At 48.0% G+C, this 12262-nt stretch carries 12 protein-coding genes; all 12 read left to right on the forward strand.

The annotated features are described in order from the left end of the window. Window positions 1–128 precede the first annotated feature (128 nt). The 12 genes from fliO to HY200_03690 all read left to right on the forward strand — a co-directional run bounded on the left by fliO (window position 129) and on the right by HY200_03690 (window position 12225). Window positions 129–437, forward strand: coding sequence for a flagellar biosynthetic protein FliO (fliO, locus tag HY200_03635; GenBank protein MBI3594024.1), 309 nt, complete (start codon window positions 129–131; stop codon window positions 435–437). Then, complete coding sequence (gene fliP / locus HY200_03640) at window positions 434–1201, forward strand: flagellar type III secretion system pore protein FliP (protein MBI3594025.1); 768 nt, start codon at window positions 434–436, stop codon at window positions 1199–1201. The genes fliO and fliP overlap by 4 nt, the downstream gene beginning before the upstream one ends. A 141-nt stretch (window positions 1202–1342) precedes the next feature. After that, the gene (fliQ, locus tag HY200_03645) at window positions 1343–1612 is read left to right on the forward strand and encodes a flagellar biosynthesis protein FliQ (protein ID MBI3594026.1); all 270 of its coding nucleotides are present in this window, start codon (window positions 1343–1345) and stop codon (window positions 1610–1612) included. An 11-nt stretch (window positions 1613–1623) separates the two neighbouring features. Beyond that, window positions 1624–2406, forward strand: a complete 783-nt coding sequence (fliR, locus tag HY200_03650; protein ID MBI3594027.1) for a flagellar biosynthetic protein FliR — start codon at window positions 1624–1626, stop codon at window positions 2404–2406. Further along, complete coding sequence (gene flhB / locus HY200_03655; protein MBI3594028.1) at window positions 2406–3506, forward strand: flagellar biosynthesis protein FlhB; 1101 nt, start codon at window positions 2406–2408, stop codon at window positions 3504–3506. The genes fliR and flhB overlap by 1 nt, the downstream gene beginning before the upstream one ends. Window positions 3507–3516: 10 nt before the next feature. Beyond that, window positions 3517–5592: a flagellar biosynthesis protein FlhA gene (gene flhA, locus HY200_03660; protein MBI3594029.1), complete on the forward strand. Its 2076-nt coding sequence runs from the start codon at window positions 3517–3519 to the stop codon at window positions 5590–5592. After that, a complete protein-coding gene (flhF, locus tag HY200_03665) occupies window positions 5589–6791 on the forward strand; it encodes a flagellar biosynthesis protein FlhF (GenBank protein ID MBI3594030.1) in 1203 nt (400 codons plus the stop codon). The genes flhA and flhF overlap by 4 nt, the downstream gene beginning before the upstream one ends. An 11-nt stretch (window positions 6792–6802) precedes the next feature. Then, window positions 6803–7645 carry a MinD/ParA family protein gene (locus HY200_03670; GenBank protein ID MBI3594031.1) on the forward strand — a complete coding sequence of 281 codons (843 nt, stop codon included), beginning with the start codon at window positions 6803–6805 and terminating at the stop codon, window positions 7643–7645. 10 nt (window positions 7646–7655) lie between these two features. Continuing rightward, window positions 7656–8396, forward strand: coding sequence for a FliA/WhiG family RNA polymerase sigma factor (locus HY200_03675; protein ID MBI3594032.1), 741 nt, complete (start codon window positions 7656–7658; stop codon window positions 8394–8396). Between the two features lie 115 nt (window positions 8397–8511). Further along, entirely contained in the window at window positions 8512–11154 is a 2643-nt protein-coding gene (locus tag HY200_03680) for a chemotaxis protein CheW (GenBank protein MBI3594033.1), read from the forward strand. After that, on the forward strand, window positions 11147–11704 hold the full coding sequence (locus tag HY200_03685; GenBank protein MBI3594034.1) for a chemotaxis protein CheW: 558 nt from the start codon (window positions 11147–11149) through the stop codon (window positions 11702–11704). The genes HY200_03680 and HY200_03685 overlap by 8 nt, the downstream gene beginning before the upstream one ends. 140 nt (window positions 11705–11844) lie before the next feature. Next, on the forward strand, window positions 11845–12225 hold the full coding sequence (locus HY200_03690; GenBank protein ID MBI3594035.1) for a response regulator: 381 nt from the start codon (window positions 11845–11847) through the stop codon (window positions 12223–12225). Window positions 12226–12262 lie beyond the last annotated feature (37 nt).

Here is a 12262-nt window from a genome sequence, read left to right on the forward strand (position 1 = left end):
ATAAAGGCTCAACTGCGTCGTTCTCGAATCTCGGCTTCCTCAACGTATATTCAACATACGCCTCGGTCGCCCCGATTCTGCGGCCTGGCATTTGACGCCTTACTCAGAGAATCAAAAAAAGGCATGACATGGATATTGTAACCGCTCTGATTAAAATGATTTCGGCACTGGCGATCGTCTTCGGATTGATGGCGCTCACTGCATATGGTGCCCGCCGTTTCCTGGCATCCAGAATCGGAACGCCCGGTAACGGCCCGCTCATGAAAGTTCAAGCGTCGATCAGTCTCGGGGTTAAGAAGGAAATCGCACTGGTTGAAGTCGGAGGGAACTTCCTCGTCGTAGGCGTGACGCCAAATCAGATCTCACTACTGATCCGGATTGAGAAAGAGAATCTGGTTTCGCCCCCTTCACTGGAAGAGAAAGGAAGCGTGGCATGATTAAGCGCTTCTTAATCGGGATCCTCACTGGAGCAGTCTTGGTGGTTTTGATTTACCCGGTGTCTGCCGCTCAGGTCACTTCAAAGGATGCCGGACCCTCGATCTCGATTAATATGGGAAACGGCCAGCCCGCAGAACTATCAGTCGTGATACAGATCATGACCCTGCTGACGCTGCTCACTCTGGCTCCGGCAATCCTGATGATGATGACTTCCTTTATCCGTATTGTCGTTGTCTTTTCATTTCTCCGTCAGGCTTTGGGTACCATGCAGTCTCCACCCAACCAGGTCATTATTAGTCTGGCGCTCTTCCTGACTCTTTTTATCATGACGCCGGTATGGCAGAAGATCAATCAGAACGCCTTGCAACCCTATCTCAAGCATCAAATGAGTCAAAGCGACGCTATAACTCAGGCCGAAGGGCCACTCAGGAGTTTTATGTTAAAACAGGTGAGAGAAAAGGACCTGGCGCTCTTTGTCGAAATTTCCAAAATGACTCCTCCGAAGGAGCCTTCGGATATCCCGATGCAAGTCATGATTCCAGCGTTTATGATCAGCGAACTGAGAACGGCTTTCCAAATCGGTTTTTTAGTATACCTACCGTTTCTCGTCATTGATCTGGTGGTTGCGAGTGTCCTGATGTCCATGGGAATGATGATGCTTCCTCCGGTGATGGTTTCGCTTCCATTTAAGCTCATTCTCTTTGTTCTATCTGACGGCTGGTACCTGGTGGTCGGATCACTCGTCAAAAGTTTCGGCACTTAGTGGATGTTGAAAAAACTTCATTTGCTTTGTTCTCGTTGCTCGGCAATCCTCACGTACGTTTCATGTACGCTCCGGTTGCCTCACTCCTGCGGCCTTGCAACTGAAGCTTTTTGAACATCCTTATCGAAAAGGAAAAATATTATGACACCGGAGTTTGTCATAGACATTGGTCAACGCGTCATCGAAATCACCCTTCTCCTTTCAGCGCCGATTTTGGTGCTGAGTTTAGTTGTGGGCCTACTGGTTTCGCTGTTGCAGGCGGTGACGCAGATTAACGAAGCGACACTGACCTTTTTCCCCAAGATTGTGGTTGTGGCGATCGCACTCGTGGTTTTCATGCCTTGGATGTTAACAACCCTGATTTCATTCACGACGGAGATGCTCGCCAGTTTTCCACTTGCAATGCATTAAAAAAAGGTGCGATGGAAGAATTTGTAAAATATATCATTAGAAATGAAGTTCTCTTTATATTTGTATTAGCGAGAGTCTCCGCTTTCCTGGTGGCGATTCCAGTTCTGGATGGCACGATGATTCCGAATTCTTTCAAGATATTTCTGGCTTTTTCCATTTCGTTGATACTTCTTCCTCTGGTCCATATCACTACGCCTCCGGTCGAAATGCTCCCACTCACTCTCGGTCTTCTGGGGGAGGTTCTCATGGGATTGGTCATTGGATATGGTGCCCGCGCTATATTTACAGCGGTAGAGATCGGTGCCGAATTGAGCGGTCTTCAAATGGGATTTGGCATTGCTAATATCTACAATCCCCTTTCCGGGCAGACCGATTCGGTCGTTGGAAGATTCGAATTGATGCTTGCATTCCTGGTCTTCTTCGGAATAAATGCGCATCATATTCTCATCCAGACATTGGTACTCAGTTTCTCGATTGTCCCATTCTCAGGTCCGGTTATGTCGGGTGCTGTCATTCAACATCTGATCTCGATAACCGGCAATATGTTTCTCATCGGAATGAAGATTGCTGTTCCGGTGACGATCACACTTCTACTTGCCAATGGCGCTCTCGGGCTACTTTCCCGCCTTGTTCCACAGATCAATGTGTTCATGACCAGTTTTGCGGTGACGATCGGCCTCGGTTTGATCGTCCTGGGTGCTTCCCTGTCCGTTTTGGTGACTTTGGTCCGAAATCAAATGTCCGGTTTAGACGGCGTTCTCATCACCCTATTGCGTGAAGTTCGGGGGATCTGATGTCTGAAGATCAACAGGAACGTACGGAGCAGGCGAGTCAAAAACGCCGCGACGAAGCGAAGAAAAAGGGGAGGGGGCCAAAAAGCCGAGAAATAACGACGGCCGCAATCATGTTAGCATCCGTTATTTTTCTGATATTTGGGAGCCCGGTCGTCATTGCACGGATGAAGGAGTTGATGGTCTTGATTTGGAGCGGTTCTCTAAGCGCACCCATGTCGCCAGAATCATTTCAACAGTTAATGAACGGAGCTGTCCTGGAAAGCCTTAAAACGATCGGTCCGATCATGCTCTTTTTTGGTACGGTTGGCGTCCTCTCCATTACAGGACAAACCGGCCTGATTTGGTCTGAATCGCCCATCGCACCAGATTGGTCCAGAGTGAGTCCCATTGCGGGATTCAGACGGATCGTCTCGTTTCAGTCGTCCGCCGAACTGATCAAAGGGGTGATCAAACTTGTTTTGATAGGATGGATATCCTACCGTTTGATTCAAAATGATATCTCGACCATCATTGAAGCAGTCGATTCCGATCCCCAGCGCCTTCTCCTCATGACCGTCACCTTTGCGACGCGTCTCATTTTGTGGGTTGGGATCGCAATGGTCTTTCTGGCCGCAATGGATTACCTTTTTCAGTTCTGGAATTTTGAACGATCCATCAGAATGACCCGGCAGGAGATCAAAGAGGAGTCAAAACAGACGGAGGGGGATCCGCTGATTCGTTCCCGAATCCGAAACCTGCAACGTTCATATGCCCGAAGGAGAATGATGTCTGACGTTCCGAAAGCGGATGTCGTCATAACCAATCCAACCCATCTTGCGGTTGCCCTCATGTACCGGTCTGAAACGATGGGAGCCCCAATGGTGGTCGCCAAAGGGGCGGGAATGATTGCGGAAACAATCCGGGAAATTGCCAGGAAAAATCAGATTCCCGTGTTGGAAAATAAATCTCTGGCCAGAACCCTTTTCAAAGGGGTCAAGATTGGATCCCCGATACCCTCGAACCTTTACAAGGCGGTTGCCGAAATTCTTGCCTATGTTTATCAATTGCGCGGAAAGAGAATAATATCGGGTAGAAAAATAATGGAGAATCCTCGTGGCTGACGCAGTAAGTATACAATCCAAATCGGATGGTTTAGCCATCAAGGGCGGCGGAATCGCATTAAGTGTCGGCGTGGTGGGAGTCCTTCTTTTGATGATTATTCCTTTGCATCCGGTCATTCTGGATCTCTTCCTTGTGTTTAATTTGGGCCTCGCCCTGGTCATTATATTTGTATCGATGTATACGCTACGTCCGATGGAATTTTCGGTATTTCCTTCGATTCTTCTGGTGGTGACCCTTTTCCGGCTCTCTCTCAATGTCGCAGCAACCCGTTTAATTCTGCTTCACGGTGGAGAAGGGGCTGGCGCGGCGGGACAAGTCATAAAAGCCATCGGAGATTTTGTCGTCGGTGGCAGCTACACGGTGGGAATCATAGTTTTTATCATTTTAATCGTCATCAATTTTGTGGTGATTACGAAAGGCGCAGGCCGGATTGCTGAAGTGGCCGCGAGATTTATTCTTGATGCGATGCCAGGAAAGCAGATGAGTATCGATGCCGATCTCAATGCCGGATTAATTGACGAAAAGGAAGCCAGAAAAAGAAGGAGTGCCATCTCCTCGGAGGCCGATTTCTACGGTGCCATGGATGGCGCCAGCAAATTTGTCCGGGGAGATGCCATTGCTGCGATTTTGATTATTGTCGTGAATATTGTCGGCGGTCTGGTCATCGGAATCTTTCAAAAGGGTATGACCCTTGCCGATGCTGCTCAGAATTTTACCCTTCTGACGGTGGGCGAAGGTCTGGTCGCCCAGTTCCCGGGACTGATCATTTCAACAGCGGCAGGTATCGTGATGACCCGGGCCGCTTCAGAATCAAACCTGGGTTCAGAAGTATCTCGTCAGATCCTGCTTCATCCTCAGGCACTCTATGCAGCGGCCGGGATTATTTTTGTCCTGGGAATGATTCCAGGGTTCCCCCACCTTGCGTTTCTCACACTTGCCGGAGGAATGGGCGGTATAGGATTAATCGCCGAAAGAACGAAACAGGCGGAAAAAAAGGCCTCTTTATTGCCAGAAAAGACAAAAATAGAGACTGTGACAAATGAAAAAGGGGAGGGTTATTCGCCGCTTGACCTCATGGAATTGAATATTGGATATTCGTTGATTTCTCTCGTGGATGAAACCCGGGGAGGGGAATTGCTGAAGCGAATTGCGGCACTTCGGAAACAACTTGCGACCGAACTGGGATTTGTCGTTCCTCCCATACATATCCGGGACAATCTTCAGATGAAGCCGAATGAATATCAAATATTGATCAAAGGAATTGAAGTGGCCGGAGGAGAATTGATGGCAGGACATTTTCTGGCCATGAATCCTTCGGGGGGAGAACGGGGTATTCCGGGTATACCGACCAAGGAGCCCTGTTTCGGACTGCCGGCAATCTGGGTCACTGAACAGGAAAAGGAACGGGCACAAATTGCCGGTTTCACTGTTGTAGATCCGCCTTCGGTGATTGCAACCCATTTAACGGAAATCATCCGTTCTCACGCTCATGAACTTCTCGGAAGGCAGGAAGTACAACACCTGCTTGATCAATATGGCAAGCATTCTCCCAAACTGGTCGAGGAGCTGATTCCGCACCTTTTGACCGTGGGCGCGGTGACCCGTGTTCTCGGTAATCTTCTGAAAGAGCGAGTGCCGATTAGAGATCTTCGGACGATACTCGAAACTCTGGCGGATTACGCTCCGGGTCAGAAAGATGCCGATCATTTGACGGAATTCGTTAGACAGGCTCTTTCCAGAACCATTACGCATCAATACCAGTCGGCCAATCGAAATTTGAATGTGATCGGACTTGATCCCCGGCTCGATCACAAGATCGCCTCGGGAATTCAACAATCAAATCAGGGTTCTTTCCTGACGCTCGACCCGGTCTGGGTCCAGCAGATTCTTGGAAAGATTAAGCAGGCCGCAGACCGGATGGCCATTAAGAACGAACAGCCTGTTCTTCTCTGTTCTCCTGTCACAAGGCCTCACATTAAGAGATTAATGGAAAGAGCCATGCCGGCTGTTCCCGTGCTCTCAACCGGAGAAGTGTCTCCTCAAGTGAGAATCGTGGCGATGGAAAATATCATCGAGCCCCAATGAAAATTAAGAAATTTGAAGCCGCCGAGATATCCGAGGCCCTTCGTGCGATCCGCGAAGAACTTGGCCCGGATGCCGTTATTCTCTCAACAAGAGAAGTCGCCCAGTCCGGAAAGGGCTCATCCGTTCGACACAGGGTTGAAGTGACCGCGGCAGTTGAGTTTACATCAACGGTCCCTGAAAAAACGAATTCTGAACAGGTGAAATTCGATCAGATCTTCCAGGAGCTGATTCCGAAGATCGAGAAGGGAGAGGAGATCTATTCAATCCGGGAAGAACTCAGAAGTATCAAAGAATCCATTCTCTCCCTGCAGCTCTCTCCCCGGCTTGAAAGTAACCAATTTTATGGTAGGCTTTATGACGTATGTCGGGATTTGAGTAAGGTTTCGACAGATTCTCCAATTAGAACGGAGCTGAATGATCTGCATCAAAATGGTGTCCGGCTATATGACCGTCTCTTGCATAGCGGAGTCGATCATCAGACGGCGATAGGTCTCGTTAGGTTAATGGATGAAAAGATCTCTCCATCAGAAAGTGAAAAGGAAAATTTTTATAAGAACTATCTTGAAGAGGTTATCAAAGGAATGGTCCTGAAAATTTCATCCGTAACTACCGTGGAAGAAGAACCTTCTCTGACTCTCCTGGTCGGTCCGGCCGGAGTCGGAAAAACCACGACACTTGCAAAACTGGCTTCGCAAAAAGTGATGAAGAATCAGAACGCTGTCATGGTAACGCTCGATACGTCCCGGATTGGCGCTCTCGATCAGCTCAATGCGTTTGGAAAGGTAATCGGTGTTCCGGTTTATGCGGCATCGTCGGTGGGCGAACTAAAGGGGATGATTGCCAGAAGAAGAAAGAGAGACTTTATTTTTATTGATACTCCAGGAAATTTGAATGGATGTCTCAACCGGCTTTCGGAATTGGGGAATTTGAAAAAAAGCGGAACGCCTTTAGCGACTCATCTGGTTTTATCCGCGCATACCCGGGAAGAAGAGTTGGATGAAATGTCCGGTAGATTCTCGGCTGTCCCTGTTGATCAGTTTATTTTTACAAAAACAGATGAGACGAAGCGATTTGGACATCTTCTCTCCATGATGAGAAAAAATAAAAAATCCATTTCTTATCTGACCATGGGCCAGAGGATTCCCGAAGACATTGTAACTGCGACCCCGAAAAGAGTTGCAGAACTGATTTTAAAATAAAGGAGACATGGATGATTGACCCGGAACTGGTTTTGAAACGTCGCCCGAAAGTCATCTCGGTAACGAGTGGTAAGGGAGGAGTGGGAAAGACCAATATTGTAGCCAATCTGGCCATTGCGCTTTCGCGTCTCGGTAAGTCGGTTTTGATCCTGGATGCGGATCTCGGACTTGGGAATATCGACGTGCTTCTCGGCCTGGCTCCTCGCTATACGCTCGAGCATGTCATTCTGGGTGAAAAGAGTCTTTCTGACGTCATTTGCGATGGACCCGCGGGAATTAAGATCCTTCCAACCGGTTCGGGAGTGGAAGAGCTGACTGCCATGACGCCTGAGCAGAAATTGATTCTTCTTTCGGAATTCGACCGTCTCGAGACGAGCATCGACGTGTTTCTGATTGATACTGGGGCGGGAATTTCATCGAATGTTCTCTATTTTAACTCAATCGCCGAAGAAATCATTGTGATTTTGACTCCGGAGCCGACCTCTCTAACCGACGCCTATGCCGTCATTAAAGTTCTTTCTCAAAATTATGGCGAAAAGAATTTTAAAGTCTTGGTGAATATGGCGCGAAACGGGAATGATGCCAAAGACGCATTTCAGAAATTAAGCCTTGTGTCGGACCGGTTTCTGGAGGTCGCCGTAGATTATCTCGGTTTTATTTCTATGGATGACTATATTCCAATGTCGGTGTCGCAGCAGAAGGCCGTGGTGGCCTGCTTTCCCCTGGCCCGTGCGAGCCAGGAATTTAATCGATTGGCTGCCCAGATTATGAACTGGCCCGCAAATGCCATTCCAAAAGGGAATATCCAGCTCTTCTGGAGAAGAATGTTTGAACCGGTTTCCGGTGGGGTATGAGGAACGGACCATGAGCAGTTCGAATTCAGCGGGAGGCGTCAGCCATCAGGGGACTCTGGATGAAAAACTTCTCGCCGAATTTGCTCCCCTTATCCGTTATATGGCATATCGTTATTCATTCCGTCTCCCCCCGTCCATGGACACAGATGATCTGATTCACGCAGGTATTCTTGGCTTAATGGACGCGTTGGACAAATACGACTCCGCGAAAGAAGCCCGGTTTAAGACCTATGCCGAATTCCGTATCCGGGGGGCGATGCTCGACGAAATTCGTTCTCAAAACTGGATTCCCAGGTCGATTCAGGAAAAGATCTCGCTTTTGAATAGAACGACCGAGGAATTGAGCAAACGTCTGGGAAGGGAACCGGAACCCGAAGAATTAGGTGCTGAGTTGAATATGGAAAAGAAAGAACTGGATCTTTTTCTCTATCAAGCTCGCGCCTCTTCTCTTTTGAGTCTGGATGACCTGGGTCTGGAAAACAGTGACGAGAAATCCTTTTATGAGGCGCTTGCGAACGACGGAACCGAAGACCCGCTATTTTCACTATTGTCGCAGGAGTCAAATCAGAAATTGGTCAAGGCCATTGCGCTACTGCCGGAAAAAGAAAAATGGGTTATTTCTCTCTATTATCGTGAAGAACTCAATATGAAAGATATCGGAAAAATTTTGAAAGTAACAGAGTCCCGGGTCTGTCAGCTCCATGCGCAGGCCATCATTCGGCTAAAAACTGAATTGGCCAAGTCGGAGTAAAAGAAATAGTAAATTCTGGACAATTTAGTGAGCAAAGCGAGCGAGAGGGGGAGGCTCCATCCGGCTATGCCGGTGGAGGGGGCGACGCTAGCCCCTATAGACAAGGAGTGTCGTAATGGACGAACAAGACGAGATATTAAACGATTTTCTAGTGGAATGTTCTGAAGGCCTGGGAAAGCTTGATCAGGATTTTGTTGTTTTGGAAAAGGAAACGACCAATACCGCTCTGATCGGGAGTATTTTCAGAACAATTCATACGATTAAAGGAACCTGTGGATTCCTGGGGCTTCCCAAACTTGAAAATGTCGCGCACGGTGCTGAAAATGTCCTCTCGAAGATGAGAGATGGAAAAATGGCGGTCACGCCTGAATCCATTACCGTACTTCTCGAAGCGGTTGACAATATCAAGGAGATAATGGGTCACATCGGACAGAAAAGAAAGGAACCGGAAAAGAATTACGATTTTATTCGCCAGAAACTCGATGCACTTTTAAACGGGAATACGCCTCTTCCGACCGCGGTTTCTCCGGCGGAAGTTGCTGACAAAACGGTCTCAGCTTCGCCTGAAGTCCGGGCAGGAGAGCCCGTCGCTGTTTCACCTCCTGTTCCCCAGTTCAAGCCAGACCTGCCGAGAGAAGAGCCGGTCGCTCCTGCTTCAGAAAAAGGGCACTCCGTCGTGGAGAGTTCAATCAGGGTGAATATCGACATTCTGGACAAATTGATGAATCTGGTCGGAGAACTGGTTCTTGCCAGAAACCAACTGGTACAGCGTGTGCGGGAACGGGATGACACCATTTATGCCGGTTCAGCCCAGCGCCTCAATCTAGTCACGACCGAGCTCCAGGATGCCGTGATGAAAACGAGGATGCAGCCCATTAAGAATGTCTGGGATAAGTTTCCAAGAGTGGTTCGCGATCTCGCCAAATCTCAGGGAAAAGAGGTGGACCTGGTTATGGAAGGGGCCGATACGGAACTGGATCGAACCCTTCTCGAAGCGATTAAGGATCCCCTGACCCATATAGTCAGAAATACCGTGGATCATGGAATTGAATCGTCTGAAGTTCGAAAGGAAAGAGGAAAACCCGCCAAAGGCACCCTGCATCTTAAGGCCTATCATGGCGGAGGACAGATTATTGTCGAAATTAGAGATGATGGAGGAGGCATAAACGTCGAGAAAGTGAAGAAAAAGGCTGTGGAAAAGGGCCTGATTACCCAGGAAAAAGGTGACAGCCTCTCCGAAAGGGAAGCGCTGGACTTGATCTTCCTGCCTGGTTTATCCACAGCCGAAAAAGTGACCAATGTCTCGGGACGAGGGGTTGGAATGGATGTGGTCAAGACCAATATTGAGAAAATTGGGGGAACTCTTGAAATTTCGAGTCAGTCGGGAAAAGGGATGACGCTTGGCATCACCATTCCGTTGACGCTTGCGATCATTCCGGCGCTCATGATCACATCGAAAGGGGAGTCCTTCGCGATTCCCCAGTCCAGTCTCATTGAACTCGTGATGGTCGACGAAACGGTCGGACAAAAAATTGAAATGATTCATAACAGGGAATTTTTGAGACTTCGCGGGTCGCTCCTTTCTTTAGTCAGGCTGGATCGGCTTTTTAAACTCAAGGGGGAGAAAGAGTTTTCTGTAATCGGGTCAGGGCTGTCGGAAAATGTGACGAATATTGTTGTCTTGGGGAATGAGGAGTGCCGTTTTGGATTGATTGTCGACGAAGTGAATGATAGTCAGGAAATTGTGGTGAAGCCTTTGAGCAACTATCTCAAAAGTCTTCATGTGTTTGCCGGAGCAACGATACTGGGAAACGGCAGGGTCTCATTGATTCTCGATGCAGCGGGCATTTCCCAGGAAGGAATAAAGCAGCAACATTCTTCTCCTCAGGCCGAGGTTGTGAGCAAGGAAGAGATATCAAATCTGGATCCCGAAAGGGAAAGACAGAGCCTGCTGACGTTTACGTTTAACGGGGAAGACCGGTTTGCGATGCCTCTGCCGGTCGTAACCCGGCTTGAAGAATTTGATCTCAGCCGAGTTGAGAAAATGGCAGGAGGAGAAGTGATTCAATACCGCGGTACGCTCCTTCATCTGGTTCGTCTGGAACAGAGTTTCGGCCGCGTCAATTCGATCAAGAGTTCTGAAAAACTATCTGTGATTGTCTTCTCCGAGGAAAAGAGAAGCATTGGTCTTGTCGTCGGTGGAATTTTAGATATTATCGAGGAAGAGGTGGTGATTTACCCTCCCACCTCTGATTTGACAGGAATAATCGGATCCGTTGTTGTGGGCGGAAAAACGACAGAACTGCTGGATGTTTTCCAAATTTTGGACAAGTTACATCCAGAGTGGTTCAAGGATCACCTCAAAAACAGGGAGAATATGGAATATAGCATTCTCCATGTTGATGATTCTCTCTTCTTCAGAAGAATGGTAAAGCCCCATCTTGAAATGTGGGGATACCGTGTTGCCTGGGCCGCGAATCCGGTGGAGGCCCTCAATTTCATGGAAACCAACAAGATTGATTTGATTATTACGGATATTGAAATGCCTGAAATGACAGGTTTTGAGCTGGCGGGCCGGGTCACTGGAAATCCGAAATTAAGAGATATTCCGATCGTGGCGTTAAGCGCGCTTAATTCTGAGTCGGATTTTGAAAAGGGTCGAACATCGGGATTTTCCGATTTTCTCATCAAATACGACCGCGAAGCGCTTCTGGCTACCTTGCAACGAATCCTGGCCGGGAGAGTGGTTCATGCCTGACCATCCCAAAAGAGGAGTTGGATTGGAAAAACAGAGAACAGGAGAACGCAGAGGTCAAGCGGCCTCAAGAAGTACCTATACCGGCGAACAACAGAGAAACAGCATTTCCGATCGGCGGCATAAGAATAATCAGCAGTACACAACGTTTTATATTGATAATCATTATTTTGGAATAGAGGTCTTAAAGGTTCAGGAAGTCCTGAATATGCAGGAGATGACCCCGGTTCCTCTGGCTGCGCCAGGGATAGCGGGACTCATTAATCTGCGAGGACATATCGTAATGGCTCTTGATTTGAGATCGATTCTCGGTTTTTCATCCCGATCTGGCGCCGGTGGAGGCATGAACGTCGTGGTTCAATCCGGGGAAGGTCCGTTAAGTTTTCTGGTCGATCGGATCGGAGATGTGATTGAAGTGCTTCCCGATCTGTTTGAGCCTTCCCCTGGAAGTCTGGACGATACGTTATCTTCCGTTGTCGACGGTGTTTACAAGTTGAAAGATCAGCTTTTATTGGTCCTAAATTGCGAAAAAATATTCCAGCACGAAGATTAGTATCATCATGCGGATCTGTATTCGAAGCGGAAAATTAGAATTCGGGTAGAATATAAGAAAGCAGATTGTTTTCCAAATAGGCAAATGACCTCTAACCAGAGGTTTAGAGTTTAAATAATTTGTAAAGGGCTGACAAGGCCATGAAGACGCTGATTGTTGACGACTCCGGTCCGATCCGGAAGATCATGAAAAAAATGCTTGTGGAAATGAGACACGAAGTTCTTGAGGCAGAAAATGGTCAGGATGCGCTTCGTCAATTGGAGTCTCACCCGGATATCGGGCTGATGTTGACGGATTGGAACATGCCGGTCATGACAGGCATTGAACTTCTTGAAGCCATTCGAGGAAAGGGAGAATTTTTTCCGAAGCCGGTTATTGTGATGGTGACGACCGAAAATGAAGAGTCCAAAATCGCAAGGGCCCTTGTCACTGGGGCCGATGAATATATTATGAAGCCCTTTTCGAAAGAGATTCTCGAAGAGAAGCTTAACTTGTTAGGAATCGAAAAAGGGAGTGCCTGATCAAATCTCTTTGGTCAGGGAATCTCAAAATGGAAAT

It is taken from the genome of Nitrospirota bacterium, from assembly GCA_016194305.1.
Lineage (GTDB): Bacteria > Nitrospirota > Nitrospiria > JACQBW01 > JACQBW01 > JACQBW01.